Genomic DNA, 21,350 nt, shown 5'->3' with positions numbered 1-21,350 from the left:
AAATATTTAAAAATAAACTTCATGGTTAAAACCAAATCGCAGATGTCGTTGTTTTATAATTTTGTGTTTTATAGTTTTGTTTTGTGATTTTGCAAAAAAATAACTCATAAAAATTAAACCAAGCCTAATAAAATGGTTAAAAATAATTTTCAACAATTTACCGCAACATCTCTTGGCGGATATATTGTAAAAAATTATTGCCAAAAAGTCATTAAATTTTTGTTTTAAAAATTTTTGCTTTAAAAAACAGTTATAAAAATGGTTTATTGTGATGTCATAATTATGCTAAAATAGATATATTTATGTAATTGGTTGTATGTGCATTTACAATATCCAAAATTTTTTTACATAACGCTACATAAATAACCAATAAAAGTAAATGACAAATGCTAAAAAATACGCTTTAATATTCAAAGGGCGATTTCGTAACAAAACGTGTCATTACACAGCTTGTTACAAAAAAACATATTTTAATAAAATTTAGTGATTAATTAATTATTAAAATATGTTACAATGAAAAATTGTTTTAACTCACTAGAGGAAAAGTTTATGAGAACTTTTAAATTAGCAGTATTACCAGTTGCATTATTTGCAACATCAGCATTCGCTGCAGATGTCGTTGTTGACCAACAAGTAGTTGCAGAGCCTGTGGCAGTTTCTACCACAACCTATAACCCAGATAACGGCATGGTTAAAAACACAACCACTCAGATGGTAGATGGCACAAGAACATTCTTTGACACAGCAACACATCCTGCGGCTATCAGTGCTGAAGTTGGTACATTGGGCTACGGCGGTAATATTGCTTGGGGCGTAAATGACACAACTGAATTGGTTGCAGGTTGGAATGGTGGCAATCCAAAATTTGACATTAATATCGATACCACGAACAAAGATTCCTACATTCGTTGGGAAAAAGTGTTAAAAGATGTGGGTGCGGAAAACCTAAACGACTTTAAAGGCCAAATGAAATTTGAAGGCAAAATGAACAACCCTTATTTGGGTGTGAACTTGCGTCCATTGGCAAATGCGTTCACAATTGGCACAGGGGTTGTCTTACAAAACAATAAAGTCAAGGCATCTTTATCACCTGATAAAAACTACCAATACCCTTACAAAGTTACTGTAAACGGTGTTACGACCACATATAAAATTCCAGCCAATGTAGGTTTGGAGTATTCGCTTGAAACTAAGAAAAATCTGGCTCCTTATTTAACCGTGGGCTTCCGTCCGAACATCACCAAGCGTTTTGGTTTGTTTGGTGAGGTTGGAGCGGCTTACTTAGGTGGTTATGAAGCCAAAGCGAAAATTACTGGTGATAAAAAAGACATCACTGTAGAGAGAAATGGTGTTAAGGTAACTGTTCCAGTAGAAGAAACCGTAAGAAAGATTGAGCAAGATGCCAATGATAAACTTAAAAACACCAGTAAAAGTTGGTATCCAATTGCCAAAGTTGGTGCAACGCTACGCTTCTAATCTGTCTGCCCTTTCAATTTTGGATTCGATTGGTTGCTAGTTTTAATTGAATGCTATTTTTGATTAAAAACTGGTTTGGTTGAATCAATTGGCAAAAAAAACGACATTGTAACAATGTCGTTTTTTAATGGGCTGATTTTAACAGTGATATTTTAACGGTGAAATGGGTTTTTAACAAAGTGCGGTGCGTGAAAATACCTCTCGCAATTCAAAACTGGTATGCACCTGTGCAATGCCCTCAATACGGTTTAAACGGTGCAATAAAAATTCCTCATAATGTGCCATATCGCGTACCACTGCGCGAATTAAATAATCCTCGGAGCGTCCTGTAACGATACTACAGCTTATCACTTCTGGAAAGTTTTTAATTTTTTCTTCAAAGTTGGCAAAGCGTTCAGCGGTATGCCTATCCATGCTTATTGCTATGTATACAGATAGCGAAAAACCAAGTTTTTGTGGATTGGTATGGGCGTGATAACCAGTGATAATGCCTGTATTTTCTAGGTGTTTAACGCGTCTTGTGCAGGGCGTTGGGCTTAAATATACAAGTTCAGCAAGCTCTAAATTACTGATACGCGCGTTATTTTGTAACTGCTTTAAAATCTGTTTGTCAATATCATCAATTAAATTTGGCATAGGTTTTCTGATTTGAGTGAAATTCACTATTATTTTATAAAAAATGAGTGAAAAATACCAATATTTAGTAAAAATTTAACCAAAATTAGTGAGTTTTTTGTGTTAAAAATGATTATAATAATGTTTAGTTGTTTTAGTGATTTTAAATTTATTCATAAAAGGAAAAACCATGAGCCAAAATATTCAGCCAAAAAACCCAGCGTTTGATTATAAAAAATACCGCCCATTTGCGTTTGCTCCAAAACTAACTGGGCGTACATGGCCAGATAAGATTATTGATAAAGCTCCAATGTGGGTCAGCGTGGATTTGCGCGATGGCAATCAGGCATTGATTGAGCCTATGGGTATTGAACAAAAAATGCGTTTTTTTCGCACGCTTGTAGATGTTGGTTTTAAAGAAATTGAGATTGGTTTTCCATCGGCATCACAGATTGAGTTTGATTTTACGCGTCAACTAATCGAAGGTGGTCATGTGCCTGATGATGTAACGTTGCAAGTGTTGGTGCAGGCACGCGAACATTTAATTCGGCGTACTTTTGAGAGTTTGCAAGGGGCAAAACGAGCGATTGTTCACGTTTATAATTCCACCTCAAAAGTTCAACGCGATAAAGTGTATCAAAAAAACTTTGCTGAAATTACCGAAATTGCTGTAGAGGGTGCGACACTTTTGCGTGAAATTGCCAAACAATACCCTGATACCGAGTGGGTTTTTCAATATTCACCCGAGAGTTTTAGTCAAACGGAGACTGATTTTGCGGTGCAAGTCTGCGATGCGGTGTGTCAAGTATGGCGACCGGATTTGGGGCAACAGGTGATTTTTAATTTACCAGCTACAGTTGAAAGTTCTACACCAAATATTTATGCTGACCAAGTGGAATATTTTTGTCGTCATTTGCCAATGCGTAAAGATGTGCTTGTGAGTTTACACACGCATAATGACCGTGGTTGTGCGATAGCGGCTAGTGAGTTTGGACTTATGGCCGGTGCTGATCGGATTGAGGGTACGTTGTTTGGTAATGGCGAGCGCACAGGTAACATGGATATTATGGTTATGGCGATGAATTTATTTAGCCAAGGGGTTGATCCATGCCTTGATTTTAGCAATATGAGTGAAATTGCTCAAGTGGTGAGTGAGTGCAATCAATTGCCTATCCATCCGCGTCATCCGTATGTTGGTGAACTTGTGTTCACAGCGTTTAGTGGTTCGCACCAAGATGCGATTAAAAAATGCCTTGATTTTAATGCTAAAAACGCTAAAACCCTTGATGTTTGGGAAGTGGCATATTTGCCAATCGATCCTGCTCATATTGGACGTGGCTATCAAGATGTGGTGCGTATTAATAGCCAGTCTGGCAAAGGCGGTGTGGCTTATATTTTACAGCGTGATTTTGGCTTTAATTTGCCACGTTGGACGCAGATTGATTTTAGTCGTGCGGTGCAATCAGAAGCTGAAAATCGTCAGACTGAATTGACATCTGATGATATTATTGAGATATTTGAAAATATTTACTTAAATAATACTATATTTAAACTTCATAACTATCAAATTAACAATTATCAAATTGACAATGACGAGGGCAATGTAAAATTTACAGGGCAAATTAGCCAAAACGGCAAGATAATTGACATTAATGCGATGGGTAATGGAGCATTGTCGGCATTTGTGAATGGGTTAAGCGATGTATTTGACAAGCAAATTCACGTCATCAATTATACCGAACATGCTTTAGTCAAAGAAAACGAAAGCAATACCAATGCCAATGCGGTCAGTTATTTGCAATTAAATGTTGGCGGTAAAATTGTATCGGGTATTGGCACTTGTAGCAGTACGGTGTCATCGATGCTAAAAGCGGTGCTGTCGGCACTTTCGCAGGTGTAAAAATTTAGCCAAATTTTTTTAAAAAATGCTAAAATACTTAAATTTTAGCATTTTTATTTTAGGTAGGTTTATGCACGTTGATATTTATAAATTTAGCAAAAAAGACGATTTGTATGTTTATATTGCTCGCCCTGATTATCCAAACGATGTGGAGGAGCTGAAAGACTGGTTAAGCGTGTTGCCAAAAGATTTGCGTAAAACCTTGGGTAGTGCGTGTTTTGTTATGCATCTTGATTTGGCAACCAGCAAAAAATTAGCCAGAGTGGATAAAGCAGAAGTGTTGGAAAAGTTACACAAGCAAGGCTATTTTGTACAAATGCCTGCCAAAGAAGAGTGGGAACGTCAGGCATGCCTAAAAATGAAAGAAGCGCAACAAAACAAATGGCAATAAGGTAAAATTGTGTTAAAATACGCATATTTTTTTAACAACAAGGTGATTATGTTACCTCCTCTTCCGTTGGATCAAATTGGTGAAATATTAGGCGAGATCATCGTTTGGTGGACACAGCTTGTTAAAGGCATTCCTGCAGAGCAATTGCCAATGATGGCTTATATTGGCTTTTCGATGTTGGTACTGCTGTTGTGGGTTTTGGTGGTGCGAATTTTGCCAAAAACCTTGGCGGGTTTAAGTTGGGTGGTTTTATTTGCAATTTTACTTACGCCTACCACATCGCTTGGCACAAAACCTGAAATTGCTCCGGCAAGCATTTCGGTGGCATATGGGATTTTATTGCAAGATACGGCGATTATTTTTAATGGGTTATTGCCAATTATGGTTGTGATTACGGCTGGTTGCGTGCTTGGTTTTTTGTGGCAATTGGTAAAAATAGGGGTTGAAAAATCTACCAAAAAACCAAAATCAACAACAAAATCGGTTTAAAGCGTGGTTAAAAGCAGTTATATCACTGCAATTATATCAATCATGATAATGGTGATTTTGATATCCGCCGTTTTATCCAAACCCTACCGTTGAGTAGCAGCATTTAAAACTAACCAAGGTAAAACTAACCAGGACCTGCAACGCGTTCAATCACAACATTGCCTGTGCCTGAATTGACGATGCCAATCTGTTTGGCAGCAGCATAAGACAAATCCAACACGCGATTGCCTGAAAAAGAGCCACGATCATTGACTTTTACCACAACGCTTTTGCCATTGGATTTGTTGGTAACTTTGATGTAGCAGTTCATCGGTAGCGAGCGATGGGCGGCGGTAAATGCGTATTGGTCAAAAATATCACCGCTTGTTGTTTTTTTGCCTTGAAATTGACGTCCATACCAAGATGCAACCCCTGTTTGGCTAAATTTGCTCACAGTGTTTGAGGCAACGGCGGATAAACGCTCCAATATATCGCTGTTATTGCTTGTTTCGCTATTTTCTTTGGCGAGTAGTTGGCTGTTCATTGCCAATGAGTTGCTAATGGTTGACGATTGACGAGCAAATTTGACAAGATCGGATGCGTTGCTATGTTGGCGAGACAACTCATTTAAAATATGGTCTAAATTGTCATTGTTTATTTGGGCGTAGCTTGGAATGCTGACTGCCAATGACGAACAAAAACAAGTAAGCAAGGCTAGATGCGTTTGACGCTTTAACATAAGCACCTCTTAATTTTTTATGTCTTAGTTTTTTATGTCTTAATTTTTTAAGATAACACCTTAAAATTAGGCTAATTTGCTGTTTTTCAAGGTTTTTCTTAATTTATCTTTTGTTTAATTTATCTTTGTATTAGCTTATTATTAATGGCTAAAAAAGCAAATTAATTGATAAGTTCCTTTTGCATTTAAAATGATAGCAAATTTTTAGCAAAATTGCATTATTTATTGTATTTGTTTTTATGTATCGTATGGTTTTTTTGCTAAAAGTCAGATAATTTGTGCTTAATTGTGCGATGACATAGACATAACAAGGCCAAAACTTGCCATTAAGGTAATTAATGCTGTGCCTCCATAACTAATAAACGGAAGTGGTACGCCTACGACAGGCAAAATCCCTGCCACCATGCCTGCATTGACAAATACATACACAAAAAAAGACATAGCAATTGCCCCACAAAGTAGGCGGCCATACACTTGCGTATTAATATAAGCCAAATACAGCACTCTAAGCAAAATACAAAAATACAAAAACATGAGTAAACACACGCCAATCAAGCCAAATTCTTCAGAAAAAGCAGCGATAATAAAATCGGTATGTCCCTCGGGTAAAAAATGCAAATGCGACTGTGTGCCCTCTAAATAGCCTTTGCCTGTCATGCCACCAGAACCAATTGCGGTTTTAGACTGCATGATGTTCCAACCGTCTCCTAACGCATCGGCTTCAGGATCAAGCAAGGTCATGACGCGGCGTTTTTGGTAATCGTGCAATAAATATTCCCAAGATATCAGCACAAATGGAATAAAAATTGCGGTTGCTGTGCCTATCATCCACCACGGCAATCCCGATAAAAATAGCACAAATAAGCCACTTGATGCAACCAATAGCGACGTACCTAAGTCAGGCTGTTTGGCAATTAACAATACAGGGATTAAGATGAGTATTAAAGTGATAAAAACGGTTGGCAGTTTTGGTGGTAACTCACGGCGTGATAAAAACCAAGCGGCCAACATGGGCATGCCAAGTTTCATAAATTCAGACGGCTGCACACTACCAAATCCCGGTATTTTTATCCAGCGCTGTGCACCGAGCCGAATCTCCCCAATAATTTCCACCAAAATCAGCAAAAAAATTCCCATGACATAAAAAAAGGGCGTAAAATTACGGTAAATACTGGGCGGAATTTGAGCCATTACAATCATCACGGTAAATGCTATGCTAAAACTTAACGTTTGTTTGAGAAACAACCCCATATCCTGAGCAGAGGCACTGTACAAAATTCCAAGTCCTGATAGTGCGGTAACAAAAAGTAACATCAACAACCATGGATCAAGATGCACTTTTTGCCAAAAAGTTGGCGTGCTGTCAGTACCAAAATGACTGGTTTGGCGAGAAAAGCGGAATTGACCGATATTTTTTGACATAATTTAGATACAGTGTTTGGTTTAGATACAGTGTTGAGATCGCAGCAATCAATTAAAAAAATTAACCGCAAAAATTGTCATCAGAAAAACTGCTTAGTTTAGCGATGTTTGACAAAATTTAATAGAGGTTTTGCAAAAAATTACTGAAATTTTTATGGTTTTTGCTAAAATAAACCAACAAGCAAGGGTTTATATTCAAATGTTGATATTGATGTGTGGTAAATTATCCGAGAATAGACATGCAAACGAATTTATTGCAAAAACAATCGCACTGTAATCACAAACAAGCCTTGAACCACAAACAAGCCTTGATTAACCACAAACAAACATTGAGTTTTGTATTGGCAGGTTGGATTTTAACCGCCTGCTATCCGACCGATAACCAAACCAATAACCAAGCTACTAATAACCAACAAACCAATGTTGCTGATTTTACCCAAACAACCAATTTTACCCAAACAACCAATTTTACCCAAACCTCCAGTTTTAACCAAGCTGCAACTGCAACACAATTACAACAACAGTTACAACAACAGTTGCAACACAGCGAACAAAGCCAAACATTTGCTGAGAATTTAACCACAGGATTTGCCAGAGTGGCATCGCAACAAGACAGTCTTTGTCCAAAATTGTTGGATTTTCAGTTTGTTAGCCAGTCAATTGTGCGTCAAAATGAAAAACTTGCAAAACAACAATGTGAATACCTTGTGTATCTAAACCCAGGCGATAGACTAAAAGTTGCCACATCGGCACAGATGAAAGCGGTACTTGTGTCGCCTGTGTATTTTAATTTTGCCAACGGCGTGTTTCGGGCGGATAAATTTGACCGTTATACCTTGCGTTTAAGTTATAACGGTACGCGTTACCAACCGAAAAATTTTGCTTATGATGTGATTATTAGCAAAAATCCTACGGCGATGACGCTTGATTAGTGGATTTTTGTTGGCTTTTTTGTTTGCCAACGGTAACGATTAAAAAGTTATCAGGTTTAATCTGTTTGCGATAGCTTTGGTTAACATCGTCTAAACTTGCCTTGTCAATTCGCTGATGGTATTGGCTTAGATAACTGTCAGGCAACCCATAAAATCCCATCATGCCAAGCAGGCTGTTAATGCCAGCATTGCTGCTAAAACTAAGCGGAAAGCTGTTTTTTAGGCTGTCTTTGGTTAAATCCAGTTCGTTTTGGCGAACACCATTGTTTAGGGCATCTTTTATCACAATTAAAGTATGCTTAATTGCTTCATCGGTTTTGTCATTGCTGGTAGATAGGCTAATTGCATAACTGCCTTGGGCTTGCATTGGTATGGCATGGCTATAAATACCGTAAGTCAAGCCACGATTTTTACGAATCTCACGCATAAGTCGTGCTTGAAAGTTACTGCCACCGATAATTTCATCGGCCAAGGCAAAATTGGTTTGTTGTTGCAAGGTTTGGTTGTCTGGGCTGCGTTTTAGACCGACTTGTCCGATATGAATGCTGGTTTGTGAACTGTCAAAAGGAAGGTGTACGGTTTTGCTTTGGTTTAACGGTTTTACATCTGGCAAAGTTTGGGCTTTTTTGCCCTGTGGAATGGATTTTGTGAGTAGGTTGCCAATTGCTTTGGCTTTTGTTGGGCTAATATTGCCTGTGATTGCAATGTTAAGGTTGCTATTTACCAAAAATTGTTTGGCAAATTGTTGTAAATCATCACGATTGATGTTTGCAACGCTGGTTTCTGTACCAATTGTTGGGTGGGCGTATGGGTGATCGCCATATAATTCTTTGTCAAATGTCAAACTTGCCAAGGCACTTGGGTTTTCTTTGTGTTGGGCAATTGCCAACAAATATTGGGCTTTTGTTGTGGCTAAACTTTCGTTTGAAAAGGCAGGCTTGCTTAAAATTTCTTGCATTAAGTCAATTGCAGGGGTTAAATTTTTATCATCGGACAAACTGCGCAAACTGACAATAAACATATCCTTGTGGGCATTTGTGGATAAAATCACTCCAAGTTGTTCCAACTGTTCAGCAATTTGATTTTCAGTGTGATGGGCGGTGCCTTTTTTTAACATGCTGGCGGTCAAACTGGCAAGGCCAAACGCACCTTTTTTTACTTGTTCATCATACGCCGATCCTGCCTTAAAGTATAAAGCGATATCTACAATTGGCAAATCTGGGTTTTGTACCAGTGCGATAGGCACGCCGCTATCTGTGCTAAGATGTTGAATATTTGGCAAATTGACATCAAGTTTGCTTTCGTGTTTTAAACTGTCAAGATGAGATAAAGCAACAATCGGCGTGTTTGGATCAATTTCTGCACCAGTGTGGCTTTCAGCATAGCTTGTTATGCCAATGAGGCTTAAAATTATAACAAGTGGTGTTTTTAATACAGATTGTTTTAATAATAATTTCATGTTTATTCCTAAGATGGTTTGTCATTGTTTTGATAGGTTTATTGGCTGTCTTTAACCACTTTTAACACGGTTAAATTGTCCTTGGTCAAATATTGTTTGGCTACTTGTTGGATTTGTTGTTGATTGATTTTGTCAAAAATTGTCGGTAATTGGTAAATTAAACGATCATCTAAACCGATACTGCTTAAACTACCGATCATTTGTGCTTGCCCGGTTAAGGTATCCTGACTGTAAATTAAACCTGTCATGGTGGTGGTTTTGGCTCGTTTTAATTCGCTGTCTAAAATTGTTTGGGTTTTTAATGCCTCAATTTCGTCAATAATTGCTTGTTTGGCCATCTCAAGACTAACTCCGTCTCTGGGTGTGGCTTGTATCATCAATACGCCATCACCACGATGAAACGCACTGTAGTTGCTTGCTACTGCGGCCAAAATTTGTCTTTGGCGTACGAGATTTTTTTCTAAGCGCGCGGACAATCCGCCGTCTAACACATTGTTTAACAGTGCAAGGGTGTAGGCGGTATTTGGATCTTTTGCAGTGGTTAGTGTTGGGAGATTGTATGCCATTAGCACAAAAGGGGCTTGTACGGATAGTTTTGTGGTTGCTTCTTGGTAACCACGAAATGCCTTTTGTTGAACGCTTGGGCGATTTGGCAGTTGGGTTGGTTTTTTATTGCCAAAATACTTTTTAACTTGGGCTAGGGCTTCTTTGGCTTTGACATCACCCACAATCACGATTGTGGCGTTATTTGGTGCATACCAAGTTTGATACCATTTTTTTAAATCGTCAAGTGTAATTGCTTGAATTTCAGCCATTGGCCCTATGACTGATTCGCCTTTTGGGCTATTGGGGTAGACCATTTGCATAAATTGTTCAAACGCCAAAGCCTGTGGGTTGTCATCGGTGCGTTGCCTGCGTTCTTCCATAACCACAAGGCGTTCGCTGTCAAAATCGGCTTGTTGTAACTGTAAATTTGTCATGCGATCGGCTTCTAATTCCAATGCCAAATTTAGCCGATTGGCAGGAAAAATTTCATAATAAGCGGTATAATCGTGGCTTGTAAAGGCATTGTTTTTGCCACCAAATTTGGCAATCAATTGTTCAAAATCATTAGAAGAAACTTTTTTTGTGCCTTTAAACATCATGTGTTCAAGCAAATGCGAAATGCCACCTAATGCCTCTGGTTCATCGTCAGATCCAACGTTATACCAAACTTGGCTCATCACAATTGGCGAGCGGTGATCTTCTTTGATAATCACTTTTAAACCATTGTCTAAACGGTATTCATGTCGATTTGATAGCAGTTGTGTACTTTTTAAATTTGAGTTTAAATCTGATTCTAAAGCTGGGTTGGGTGATTGGTTGTTAGACGATTGTTGTTTAATTGGGTGTTGTGTTAGCATTGGTTTTGAGCTTGGGGTTAATGCTGCACAAGCACTTAAACCGATACATAGTGCACTTAATGCCAAACTTGGCAATGTGTTGCTAAATGTTTTGTTGCTAAATGTTTTGCTAAATTCATTGTTAATTTTTTTTGAAAATTCCATACCGTATTCCATAAAATGGGTTAAATAAAAAAAAGTTTTTGCCAAGTTATAATAAGTTATAATATCGGATAAGTTACCAAACAAACAGTGTTTTTTTGTAGCAAAAGCGGTTTTTGAATTTTTAATATGACAAATCCTTAATAACCATGTAAAATAGCAGTTTGTTTTTGCCTGAATTTGTTGATAAATGAACCACTTGGTTTGTTTTATCGCAAATGCAATCTAAAATACCATCTAAAATATTGGCCATCTAAAATATTGAAAGAAGCATAATGAAAAAAATTTATATTTTAATCAAAGAATTGGGTAGTTTTGAACAGTTAGCAATTAGCGAAAGTTTGGCTAATTTTTTGTGGCGTGATGAACTGGGTTTAACCGCGGTAGACAGTCGTGATGTGCGCGTGCGTAACCTTGAGTTTAGCTACAGTGTGTATGAAGCATCTATTGAAAATTACCGTAATTTGGCCATGTTGGCTGAATTATATCACAAAATGGATACGGCTATTTTTCATTACCAGCAGCGTTATTCTGTGGCATTGGTGAATTTTATTGTTGGCGATATAGACACGATGCTGCAGGGTTTTGATAAGCAGGGTTCTGATAAGCAAAATTCTAATGAGCAGGGTTTTGGCAAACCAGATTCTGCGTTTGATAACAATTCTGATAATTTTAATAATTTTAATAATTTTAATAATAACGCCACACAAGCAACTGAACAAGCAACTGAAGCAGTGGATATTTATACCTTACCAAAACTTGTGCTACAACGGATTAAGCAATATTTTGTTGAACCGTTTTTGATAACAGATGTCAAACTTAGCGAAGAAAAACACGTCAATATAAAATATATAGACGATACCGCCGAGTTTCGCATTATTTTTACGGTATTAGATGTGGCCTTGCCAGATGACAGTGAACAATATCAATATCAGCCGTTGGTGATAGATGTGTTTGGGCGTTATCAAGATAAATTTAGCTTTTATTTGGATCAAGTCAAAACCAACAAAGATCGCTATTTTGGCTATGATAATGCACTGTATGATAAGCGACAGGCGTATTTAAACATGATTTTATCACGCTGTAAAGATGAACAAGGGCAGGATTTAGAGACGGCTTTAAAACAAGTTGCCAAAGAATTTATGTATGATTTTTGGTTGGAATAATGCATCTTTAAAGCAATAACTTTAAGCAAGCATTAAATTTTAAGCAAGCATTAAACAAGCCAACAAATAAAATAACGGTAAATGGGTGGTAAAATGAGTGTAAACGAACAATCAAGCGAAAAGACAAGTTGGTTTTCGCGTATGAAGCAAGGGCTGTCAAAGTCTGGTAAAAATCTAACCGAGGGCTTAACCAACATCTTAATTGGCGGTAAAGAAATTGATGATGAACTTTTAGAAGAAGTTGAAGATCAGTTATTGGTTGCTGATATTGGCGTAAATGCCACCAATCGCATTATCAAAAACTTAACCGAGGCCACTGCACGTGGTGATTTAATTTATTCGCATGCTTTATACAAAGCCTTGCAAAAAGAACTGTTACAGATTTTAGCCCCAAAAGTAAAACCGCTTAACATTGACACTGATAAAAAACCGTTTGTCATTTTAATGGTTGGTGTTAACGGCGTGGGAAAAACCACCACAATTGGTAAACTTGCCAAACGTTTACAAGGCGAGGGCAAAACCGTCATGTTGGCGGCGGGTGATACCTTTCGGGCGGCGGCCACCGAACAATTGCAAGTATGGGGCGAGCGTAATAATATTGCTGTTGTGGCACAAGGCCATGGAGCGGACAGTGCATCGGTGATTTTTGATGCCATGCAAGCAGCCAAAGCACGTGGCATTGATGTGTTAATTGCAGATACCGCAGGCAGATTACAAAACAAAACCAACCTTATGGAAGAGCTCAAAAAGGTGATTCGGGTTATGCAAAAAGCCGATCCAACCGCCCCTCATGAAGCAATGATTGTACTGGACGCTGGCACAGGACAAAATGCGATCAATCAAGTAGAGATTTTCAATGAAGCTATACCACTGACAGGCGTTACCATTACCAAACTTGACGGTACGGCAAAAGGCGGTGTGGTTTTTAACATTGCTGAAAATACCGAGATACCAATTCGTTTTATTGGTGTTGGTGAGAAGATTGATGATTTGCGACCATTTTCTCCTGATGATTTTGTCAAGGCGTTGTTTGAAAAAGATGATGACTAAAAAAGACAAATCATGATTGCAACCACTTACATTTATCGCACCGATTTACCAACCATGACGCTTGTTGTCAATAACGGCAAACTTATTGCTCTTGATTGGTTTACGCAAAAAACCAAACAACTGTTATGTAATTTAAACGCACAAGCGACGTTTTTTGACCTTGATGCGTTAAAAAACAAGCAAACAGACAACTTAGACACAAGTGTTTTGTTAAAAACGGTTACGCAGTTAGATGAATATTTTAAGGGCATACGCACTGATTTTGATATTGAACTTGATATCTCGCAAGGCAGTGCGTTTCAACAAATGGTTTGGCGTGAGTTGTTAAAAATTCCTTATGGTAGGACGATCAGCTATGCCAAACTTGCTCAAAACATCGGTAAACCAACCGCCTTTCGTGCTGTTGCCAATGCCAATGGGCAAAATCCAATCAGCTTAATCATTCCTTGTCATCGCGTGATCGCATCTGATGGCAGTTTGGGTGGTTATACAGGTGGTGTCAATATTAAGCAAATTTTGTTGGATTTAGAAAGTTTTTCTCATTAATCAATGCTTAATTAACAATAAACGCTTAACCAATAGTCAAAACATACTTAACAAACTGTATTAACAAATTAACGTGTTAACAAATTAACGTGCTAATAAATTAACGTGTTAACAAACAAGCTATGGTTGTTTGTTGTCATGATCTTTTTGAGTCCAATGTTCCAAACGTTTGGTAATTTGTCGGTATAAAGTATGTTTTTGATAATTGCCTTTTTTGTTGCAAGTGTCAATTTGCATGCCAGTTAACAGTTGCAGAGCTTCATTGACATGTTCAATTGCATAGATAAAAAACTGTTTTTGTTTGACTTGTTCAATGATGTCTTGACGCAACATAAGTTGCCTGATGTTGGCTTTTGGTATGATAACCCCTTGGTTGCCTGTTAAGCCGTTTATTAAACACGCATCAAAAAAGCCTGCAATTTTGGCATTGATACCGCCAACGGCTTGTACTTGTCCAAATTGGTTCATTGATCCTGTGATTGCCAAATGCTGAAAAATTGGCACATTGGCAAGAGCGGATAGCAACGCACATGTTTCGGCAACTGTGGCACTATCACCATCAATTTCGCCATAACTTTGTTCAAAAGCAAGCGAGGCGTTAAAGTTTAACGCATAATCATCAGCAAACAGTCCGCGCAAATAACTGCTCATAATTAGCACGCCCTTGGCATGAATTGCCCCTCCCAAATCCACATCACGCTCAATATCCAAAATATCACCATCACCGACACGATAATGCACACTGGCGGTAAGTCTGGCAGGCATGCCAAATTCGCTATCGGCATGATTGATGACGGTTAGGGCGTTAATTTGTCCAATTGCTTGCCCTGTGGTGCTAATGAGTTGTTGTTCTTTTTTTAATTCTTGCCAAAACAATTGACGCAAATAACCCAAGCGATACTGTTTATCGTTTATTGCTTGGTGAACGTATTTGGCGGTTACGATGGTTGGTTTTTCTATTTGGTCGGTTTTGTTGATAGAGTTATTTTTGGCTAAGTTGGCTAAGCGATCGCTTTCTAATAACAATTGTAGCAAACGCCCATTGTGCAGGCTAAGTTCATTTTGATCTTCAGCTTGTTCGCTTAAATAATCAAGCACAGCAGCCAAGGCGGTATTATCAAAAGTTGCCAATTGATATTGATCAATCATATCGACCATTTTGGCAACCAAGACCAATTCATTGTCAGGTGTACGCACGATCGTATCTTGAAAATCTGCGCAAATGTTAAACAGTGTATTAAATTTTGGTTCAAATTCCAACAAATCATAGTATAAATCAGGCTCACCCAGTAAAATGACTTTGACATCAAGGGCAATGGCTTGTGGTTCTAGGCTTATCGATCCTGTTAAAGTCAACATTTGTTCAAGGTTTGAGATTTTGATTTGTAGGGTTTGTAGTGCATGTTTTAGCCCTTGCCACGCATACGGGTATTCAAGCAAACTGCTGGCATCTATCACCAAATAACCACCATTGGCACGATGGAGCGAGCCTGGCCGAATAAGGCTAATATCGGTAGAAACCACACCCATGTGGGTGATTTGTTCTACATGGCCTAACAAGTTTAAGCAAGTTGGCAACGCCTCAAACACAATCGGAGCGTGTTGATTTGGATCGTGGCATACCATGACATTGACAAAATAACGCGCAGGCACTGGCGAAAAATAACCAGGCAAAAATTCATCATCTTCATTGACAATCTGTTCTACATGATTTTGCATATCGTCAAAAACCGCTTGCAGATAGTCTAGGGCATTGGCTAATTTGGCATATTTTTGTTGCAATGGGGCAAACAAAGGGGCAAGTGTGCGTTTGGCAAGCGATCGGTGCAGATTTTGCAAGGTTTGATTGGCTTCGTCTTCAATTTTTTCTAATGCCACGGTTAATAAACTTAAGCGTTTTTGCATGTGATTTTTTTGGCATGATTGCTTGTGTTTTGGTATGCCAAGGGTGTTTAACGGTTTTTTAATTGTTTTGTGATGACCTGATTCATGGTCATCGTCATTGATAGGCATAAAAATTGGTTTGTTGTCAAATTTACCCACACTTAATGTCAGTGCAAACTGTTTGCCTTCTTCGTTTAATGCCAAAAACGCTTGTTCTTCTTGTAAACTGATTTGGTTTTTGATGGCTTCTATTTTGGCTTGGTAATGCTCCGATCTAAAACGCTGATTTAATAAGCGTTTTGCGGATAACCATAACTGCTTGATGTCATTGGAAAAATCTTGTGCCATTCCTGTTGGCAATGCCAATGCAACTGGCATGCGTTCATCGGCAAAATTATGCACATACACCCAATCTGACGGCTTTTGCCGGCTTTTGGCGTGTTCTGATAAGAGTTTTTCAATAAACGTGCGTTTACCCAGTCCATTTTCGCCTGATGCAAAAATATGATAGCCATTGGCATGAATGTTAAGTGCGGTGCGAATTGCTTGATAAGCGCGTGGTTGCTCTGCACTAAAATGCTCTACATTAAAATGCTCTGTGCTAAAAATTGCTGCATTGCTTTGCTTGGCAAACAGTTTTTTTGCTTGTTCGCTGTCTTTGGGTAAATGGACAGGATCGCTGTGGCGTTTTAATTGCTGAAAATCTAACGGCTGTAAATGATTAGTCAAAATGGTTTTTACCAAATTTTTGCGGTTGTTATTGGTTTGAGTGGATTTTTGTTTGTTAATTTTTTGTTTGTTAATTTTTTGTATGTTAATTACAGAAGTTTCGGTTGTTTTATCAGTCATAGAAAAATCTTAGTCATAAAAAATCGTAAAAATTATGTGGTAATTTTACAAAAAAATCAATCAAAAACCCAAATTTTTTGCTTACAAACTTTTTTGCTTACAAACTTGGCAATGTGATTACATACTTTTACCAAAATTGGTTCATACAATAACACAACTCACAAAATACCCCTATTTTCACCGCCAAAAAAACCGTAATATAGCCACAAGTTCAATGATGAATGTAATTTGGTTTTATTAACAAATTTTATTAACTTTTATTAACAAAAACGTGCAATGTTTTTATGCACAGTAGTTTTTAGTACAGTATTTAAAGGAGTCGTATCATGACAACCAGTGTTGAAGAAAGAGATTTAAACCGTGATCCAATTACAGGCGAGCCGGGTTCGCACCCAGTTGGTACTGGTATCGGAGCAGGAGCAGGAGCGGCTGCAGGTGCTACCATTGGTGCAATTGGCGGTCCATTAGGTGCGTTAATTGGCGGTGCAATTGGAGCGGTTGTTGGTGGTAAAGCAGGAAGTGCAGCTGGCGAGGCGATTGATCCAACAGGTGAAGATATTTATTGGCGTGATGAAGGCTACACCAGTGCAACTTACTACAGTGATGACTACACCTATGATCGCGATTATCAGCCAGCGTATGCAGTTGGTTATGCAAACCGTCATCGTTATGACACAGCCACGCGTTTTGAAGAGGTTGAGGCGGATTTGGAGCGTTCATGGAATGAAGTAAAAGGTCAATCACGCCTGGCTTGGGAGCAAGCACGTAAGGCCGCTCGTGATGCTTGGTATCGCATTAAAGCCTAATACAATTCACAAAAGCTCATAAAAAAGCTCATAAAAGCATAAAAAAAGCCAAAGGCATACTTTGGCTTTTTGTTCAATTTTATCCAATCAAATTGCAAAAAAACCATTATTATCAAAAGTTTACAATTGCCTAAAAAATTGTTAATAATTCACACAATAAAACACGCAACAATTAACAAAAATCTGTTATTATCTGTTATTATAATTTATCTGTATCTGAATTTATCTGTATCTGTTATTACAATTAAAACAGCTTTAATATTAAGCGGTTATTCGTTTAAATTGCGATTGGAGATTTCTATGCCAAGTTTTGTGTCAAGTTCTATGCCAAGCTCTTATGATGAAAAAATTTGACAATGTCCTTGCTGACTCAGAGTTGGCACGTCGTCTTGTCCCAAATAAATTTAAATTTACCAGTCAACAAGGGCGAAAACGTCGCCAAAAATTATTAGTCGCTGCTAAAGAATTGTCCGCATCTCACCCAATTGCTGAAATTACCTTGGCACATGTATGCGATAAAGCTGGCATTCCTAGGGCATCTGCGTATCACTTTTTCCCCAATGTGGCGGCAATTTTTTTGGCATTGCGTTTTTTAAATACCAGTGAAATTGTGAAAAAATTGGATGCGTTGGAAGTGGGCAAATATAGCCGTTGGTCGGATTATTTAACCGCGTTGATTGAAGCAGGAGTAGAGGCGATTCAGGCTGATCCAACGGTTGCACGTTTGATTTATGAAACCGATACCCCTGCTTTTGAGAACAATCAATTTGGTAGTGAAGTTGAAAAACAAATCACCCAAATGATTTATGCCAAATTGGCAACCCAATTTAAAGTACCAAGTTTTGACAGTGTACAAAAACAAATGTTGGTAGGCTACGGCATTGTCAATGGCGTGTTACAAATGGCCTATCGATCCGAGGGTAAAATCAGTGAAAGCTATCGCCGTGAAGCAACTTCGGCATTGCTTGCATATTTGCGTAACTATATCCCAGAAAATTTGTCAAAAAATTAATACGCTACAAACAAAAACAAACTAAAAAACGTGCAAAACAGTGCGTTTTTTTTGTGGTTAAATAAAATTAGTTGTGGTTAAAATTAGCTTGTGGCTAAAATTAAATAAGTAATTATTGATAAGTTGGCGTTGTGTTGTAGTTTGGATCGTAGTTGTTGTAGGTTTGTGGTTGCGTGTAGGTGGCTGGGTTATTTTGTGGATTGTTTTGGGTTGTGTTTTTACGCATCTGATTGTTGTAACTGGCTTGGTTTGCTGTGTTTATGATGCTATTACCGACACTTGCGATGTCTGATCCGATGCCACGCACAGTATTACAACCTGTCAATAAAAAACCGCCAGACAAGGACAATACGAGCATTTTTGTTAGGGTATTTTTCATGATCTTTCCTAGTAGTGTTTGATAAATTTAAGTGTTTGATAAATTTTGTATTTTGCTAATTTGTATTTTAGTAAACAGTTGTTGGATTTTTGGTAAAAATCATTGCTATAAAAAAACTCACCAAGATTGATGAGTTGATGAGTTTTACAAATTTATGGGTAAAATTACATTTGATTTTCAACTTTTTGTGATTGTTCAGTAACCGCATCACCTGCTTTTGACACATCTTTGCCAAAACCTTTAACTGTATTACAGCCAGTTAATACAAATACCGAGGCAAGGGTTGCGATGATTAATTTTTTCATGGTATATTCCTTACAATTAATGTAAATTTAAGGTAAAATGCCAAATAAGGCTATCAGATTTTGCAAGTTTTATCAAGCTATTTTTTATTGCCCCTTTTTATTAAAGTGATTAAAATTAAAGGGTTTTTATTAAAAAGTTTAATATTTTAATATGGTGTTTGCAAAATCTATGAATATATTAACGGTCATTGGTTTATCATACCATAGTGTTTGTGTAATTTTTTTTACTAAGTTGTAAATTTTTGGTAAAATTGGTAAAAACACTTGTGTTTAGTTTTGGTGTTTAATTGTTGTGTTTAATTTGTGTCAAGTTTTATGTGAATAAAGTTGAGTGATTATGATACATATCGTGCTGTTTGAACCAAAAATACCGAGCAATACGGGCAATATTATCCGCTTGTGTGCCAATACAGGGGTGATGCTACATTTGGTTGAGCCGTTAGGATTTGAGTTGAGTGATAAAAAATTACGCAGGGCAGGGCTTGATTATCATGAATTTGCCGATCTGAGGGTGTATCCAAATTGGCAAACTTGTTATGAAGCCTTACAACAAGCAAACATTGATCGGATAGTGGCATTAACCACCAAATTATCACAGCCGTTTTATGATCAAGATTTTAGCGGTTTTGGCAATATTGCTTTGGTGTTTGGTTCAGAAACGCAAGGTTTATCCGATGAAGTGAGGGCAAGTATCGGTAGCCAAAACTGGTTGCGTTTGCCCATGTTGCCAACCTCTCGCAGTTTAAATTTGTCTAATAGTGTGGCAATTGCACTGTTTGAGGTGTGGCGACAATTTGGTTTTGTTGGGGATATTCAACAAAGTGTTGGCTATGAAAATTTAACCCCATATGATCCAAACCCACATGCTCCAAAATAGCCGTGATATTTGCTTTTTGGCAAAATCATGCAGCAGATCAAAATGTAACAATCAAAATGTAACAACCCAAAGAGGTATTGAATGAAAAACTTACTCATTGCAATTACATTAAGCACGTTAACCGTGATGTCATCTCATGCAGAATGGCGTGGCAGAGAGCCGTGTTCGGGCAAAAAAGGTGGCATCGAATCTTGTACAACAGATGGCAAATTTTTGTGTCAAGATGGTTCAATCAGTGCCTCAAAACGCACTTGTGGTGGTGATGGCATAAAATCTACCACATCTACCAAACCAAGCGAAGATGTCAAAAAAGATGCTAAAAAGGCTCAATCAACACAGCAAAGTAAAAATCAAGCAACAACACAAAAAACAAATAAGCCAAGTTTGTAAATGTTGTACAGTTTTGGTTTATAAACAATTGGCAGGTTTTGGCAGTCCTGCCAATCGATTGACATGACGAGCGACAAGCCCTGTATTAAACAAAGTTTGTAGTTTGGCGTTATCCAACTGTAAGTTTGGCAAAGTTTGACTTAGGTATTTGATAAGTGGCCGCGTGGTGGGAGAGTGGCTAAAGGCTTGATAATAATCGCGCACCGCTGATAGCACCAAAAAATGCGTTTCATCAAGCTGTATCTCAAGGTTTTTGGCAAGTTGCTTGGCAATATCAGGTGTCCAATCGTTTGGATCAGCAAGATGGCCATCACAATCAAGTTCTGCGGTGATGTTGGTTAAATTTGTCATAAGGAAAAAATACCATCAAAAGCAGTTTTGTCAAAGTTTTCAATAATTTGACTATCAAGATCCAACGTGTTGAGTTTATTAAAATTTTGTTGGTTAACCCAAAGATTTGGCATGTCATACAATGCCAATGAGGCTAGCATTTTGGCGAATTTTCCGCCAGGTTCGTTTTGCAGACAGTCGCACAAATAATCTCCAAGGTATAACTGAATGTGATGTTCAAAACTTGCCAGTGCAAATGCCATACTTAAGGCCTCATGACATAGCAGGGTATTATTGGCGTTAATTTGGATTAAAATTTTCATAATTTCTTAGATTGGATTTCTTAGATTTGATTTTTGGATTTAGTTTTTTTAGACTTAAATTAAAGTTAAAACTAATTAAAGTTAAAACTGATAGACATCGTTTGAGTTGTGTAAAAACATAGCCAATTCACCCAAACCAACCAATTCACAAGACTTGGCAATATTCTCACCATGAATTTGATGGCGTTTGGCATTTTCGCTATCCACTATGCCACGTGCCAATGCTGTACTAACGCATGCTTTAGCAGATAATTCATATTTATTTAGTAAATATTGAAAATTTTTCACAGGATTTGGCATATCACTTGGCAACCAATTTAGGCGACTTGCTAAATATACCGCATCAGAATATAAAAAAATATTGATTTTTTTGGAATTTGGTGAGTTTTTGTAAAAATTTTCAATAAATTCAATGCCTTGTTTGGTACTGTCACTAAAAGGTGAGTGGGTAAAAAGTAACGTTGTCATAGCAGTTTGGTTTTTATCA

General features: G+C 37.8%; 23 protein-coding genes. 12 read left to right on the top strand and 11 right to left on the bottom strand.

The annotated features are described in order from the left end of the window. The first annotated feature begins 549 nt into the window (after positions 1-549). On the top strand, positions 550-1,476 hold the full coding sequence (locus tag MOMA_RS07910; protein WP_009502006.1) for a hypothetical protein: 927 nt from the start codon (positions 550-552) through the stop codon (positions 1,474-1,476). A gap of 171 nt (positions 1,477-1,647) precedes the next feature. On the opposite strand, the gene MOMA_RS07905 is transcribed toward MOMA_RS07910, so the two are convergent. Then, entirely contained in the window at positions 1,648-2,112 is a 465-nt protein-coding gene (locus tag MOMA_RS07905; RefSeq protein ID WP_009502005.1) for an Lrp/AsnC family transcriptional regulator, read from the bottom strand. A 169-nt stretch (positions 2,113-2,281) separates the two neighbouring features. On the opposite strand from MOMA_RS07905, the gene leuA reads away from it, so the two are divergent. The 3 genes from leuA (at position 2,282) to MOMA_RS07890 (ending at position 4,871) form a co-directional block, all read left to right on the top strand. Continuing rightward, positions 2,282-3,991, top strand: a complete 1,710-nt coding sequence (leuA, locus tag MOMA_RS07900) for a 2-isopropylmalate synthase (protein WP_009502004.1) — start codon at positions 2,282-2,284, stop codon at positions 3,989-3,991. Positions 3,992-4,061: 70 nt separating this feature from the next. Then, positions 4,062-4,382, top strand: a complete 321-nt coding sequence (locus tag MOMA_RS07895; protein ID WP_009502003.1) for a YcgL domain-containing protein — start codon at positions 4,062-4,064, stop codon at positions 4,380-4,382. Between the two features lie 48 nt (positions 4,383-4,430). Next, a complete protein-coding gene (locus MOMA_RS07890) occupies positions 4,431-4,871 on the top strand; it encodes a hypothetical protein (protein ID WP_040625365.1) in 441 nt (146 codons plus the stop codon). Positions 4,872-4,995: 124 nt separating this feature from the next. On the opposite strand, the gene MOMA_RS07885 is transcribed toward MOMA_RS07890, so the two are convergent. Together MOMA_RS07885 and rodA are read right to left on the bottom strand one after the other, a co-directional pair. Further along, positions 4,996-5,589, bottom strand: coding sequence for a septal ring lytic transglycosylase RlpA family protein (locus MOMA_RS07885; RefSeq protein ID WP_009502002.1), 594 nt, complete (start codon positions 5,587-5,589; stop codon positions 4,996-4,998). A gap of 282 nt (positions 5,590-5,871) precedes the next feature. Next, positions 5,872-7,011, bottom strand: a complete 1,140-nt coding sequence (rodA, locus tag MOMA_RS07880; protein ID WP_009502001.1) for a rod shape-determining protein RodA — start codon at positions 7,009-7,011, stop codon at positions 5,872-5,874. 239 nt (positions 7,012-7,250) lie between these two features. Here rodA and MOMA_RS09935 point away from each other — a divergent pair, with 239 nt between their 5' ends. After that, positions 7,251-7,943 carry a hypothetical protein gene (locus tag MOMA_RS09935; RefSeq protein WP_009502000.1) on the top strand — a complete coding sequence of 231 codons (693 nt, stop codon included), beginning with the start codon at positions 7,251-7,253 and terminating at the stop codon, positions 7,941-7,943. On the opposite strand, the gene MOMA_RS07870 is transcribed toward MOMA_RS09935, so the two are convergent. Together MOMA_RS07870 and MOMA_RS07865 are read right to left on the bottom strand one after the other, a co-directional pair. After that, positions 7,921-9,402, bottom strand: a complete 1,482-nt coding sequence (locus MOMA_RS07870; RefSeq protein WP_009501999.1) for a M16 family metallopeptidase — start codon at positions 9,400-9,402, stop codon at positions 7,921-7,923. The genes MOMA_RS09935 and MOMA_RS07870 overlap by 23 nt on opposite strands. A gap of 38 nt (positions 9,403-9,440) precedes the next feature. Then, positions 9,441-10,949: a M16 family metallopeptidase gene (locus tag MOMA_RS07865; RefSeq protein WP_009501998.1), complete on the bottom strand. Its 1,509-nt coding sequence runs from the start codon at positions 10,947-10,949 to the stop codon at positions 9,441-9,443. Positions 10,950-11,221: 272 nt separating this feature from the next. Between MOMA_RS07865 and MOMA_RS09930 the strand changes: the two genes are divergently transcribed. The 3 genes from MOMA_RS09930 to MOMA_RS07850 all read left to right on the top strand — a co-directional run bounded on the left by MOMA_RS09930 (position 11,222) and on the right by MOMA_RS07850 (position 13,708). Next, positions 11,222-12,112, top strand: coding sequence for a hypothetical protein (locus MOMA_RS09930; RefSeq protein ID WP_009501997.1), 891 nt, complete (start codon positions 11,222-11,224; stop codon positions 12,110-12,112). A 93-nt stretch (positions 12,113-12,205) separates the two neighbouring features. Next, positions 12,206-13,162: a signal recognition particle-docking protein FtsY gene (gene ftsY / locus MOMA_RS07855; RefSeq protein WP_040625361.1), complete on the top strand. Its 957-nt coding sequence runs from the start codon at positions 12,206-12,208 to the stop codon at positions 13,160-13,162. Positions 13,163-13,174: 12 nt separating this feature from the next. Further along, a complete protein-coding gene (locus MOMA_RS07850; protein WP_009501995.1) occupies positions 13,175-13,708 on the top strand; it encodes a methylated-DNA--[protein]-cysteine S-methyltransferase in 534 nt (177 codons plus the stop codon). A 120-nt stretch (positions 13,709-13,828) separates the two neighbouring features. On the opposite strand, the gene MOMA_RS07845 is transcribed toward MOMA_RS07850, so the two are convergent. Next, on the bottom strand, positions 13,829-16,441 hold the full coding sequence (locus MOMA_RS07845; protein ID WP_009501994.1) for an ATP-binding protein: 2,613 nt from the start codon (positions 16,439-16,441) through the stop codon (positions 13,829-13,831). Positions 16,442-16,767: 326 nt separating this feature from the next. Here MOMA_RS07845 and MOMA_RS07840 point away from each other — a divergent pair, with 326 nt between their 5' ends. Both MOMA_RS07840 and MOMA_RS07830 read left to right on the top strand, forming a co-directional pair. After that, complete coding sequence (locus MOMA_RS07840; RefSeq protein WP_009501993.1) at positions 16,768-17,247, top strand: hypothetical protein; 480 nt, start codon at positions 16,768-16,770, stop codon at positions 17,245-17,247. 337 nt (positions 17,248-17,584) lie between these two features. Continuing rightward, on the top strand, positions 17,585-18,259 hold the full coding sequence (locus MOMA_RS07830) for a TetR/AcrR family transcriptional regulator (protein ID WP_040625186.1): 675 nt from the start codon (positions 17,585-17,587) through the stop codon (positions 18,257-18,259). 112 nt (positions 18,260-18,371) lie between these two features. Here MOMA_RS07830 and MOMA_RS07825 read toward each other — a convergent pair whose 3' ends face one another. Both MOMA_RS07825 and MOMA_RS07820 read right to left on the bottom strand, forming a co-directional pair. Then, a complete protein-coding gene (locus MOMA_RS07825) occupies positions 18,372-18,638 on the bottom strand; it encodes a hypothetical protein (RefSeq protein ID WP_009501990.1) in 267 nt (88 codons plus the stop codon). Positions 18,639-18,802: 164 nt separating this feature from the next. Beyond that, positions 18,803-18,943 carry an entericidin A/B family lipoprotein gene (locus MOMA_RS07820; protein ID WP_009501989.1) on the bottom strand — a complete coding sequence of 47 codons (141 nt, stop codon included), beginning with the start codon at positions 18,941-18,943 and terminating at the stop codon, positions 18,803-18,805. Positions 18,944-19,280: 337 nt separating this feature from the next. On the opposite strand from MOMA_RS07820, the gene MOMA_RS07815 reads away from it, so the two are divergent. After that, complete coding sequence (locus MOMA_RS07815) at positions 19,281-19,820, top strand: tRNA (cytidine(34)-2'-O)-methyltransferase (RefSeq protein WP_009501988.1); 540 nt, start codon at positions 19,281-19,283, stop codon at positions 19,818-19,820. An 81-nt stretch (positions 19,821-19,901) separates the two neighbouring features. Continuing rightward, positions 19,902-20,210, top strand: a complete 309-nt coding sequence (locus MOMA_RS09925; RefSeq protein ID WP_009501987.1) for a YdcA family protein — start codon at positions 19,902-19,904, stop codon at positions 20,208-20,210. 18 nt (positions 20,211-20,228) lie between these two features. Here MOMA_RS09925 and MOMA_RS07805 read toward each other — a convergent pair whose 3' ends face one another. From MOMA_RS07805 to MOMA_RS07795, 3 genes are all read right to left on the bottom strand, one after another. Further along, positions 20,229-20,561 (bottom strand): TusE/DsrC/DsvC family sulfur relay protein, encoded by a 333-nt coding sequence (locus MOMA_RS07805; protein ID WP_009501986.1) that lies wholly within the window; start codon positions 20,559-20,561, stop codon positions 20,229-20,231. Beyond that, positions 20,558-20,863 (bottom strand): hypothetical protein, encoded by a 306-nt coding sequence (locus tag MOMA_RS07800; RefSeq protein ID WP_009501985.1) that lies wholly within the window; start codon positions 20,861-20,863, stop codon positions 20,558-20,560. The genes MOMA_RS07805 and MOMA_RS07800 overlap by 4 nt, the downstream gene beginning before the upstream one ends. An 81-nt stretch (positions 20,864-20,944) precedes the next feature. Beyond that, complete coding sequence (locus tag MOMA_RS07795; protein WP_040625358.1) at positions 20,945-21,331, bottom strand: DsrE family protein; 387 nt, start codon at positions 21,329-21,331, stop codon at positions 20,945-20,947. Positions 21,332-21,350: the final 19 nt, after the last annotated feature.

The sequence above is a fragment of the Moraxella macacae 0408225 genome, assembly GCF_000320365.1.
GTDB lineage: Bacteria > Pseudomonadota > Gammaproteobacteria > Pseudomonadales > Moraxellaceae > Faucicola > Faucicola macacae.
The sequence above is the reverse complement of the archived record's forward strand: the minus strand, read 5'-3'. Positions and strand labels throughout refer to the sequence as shown.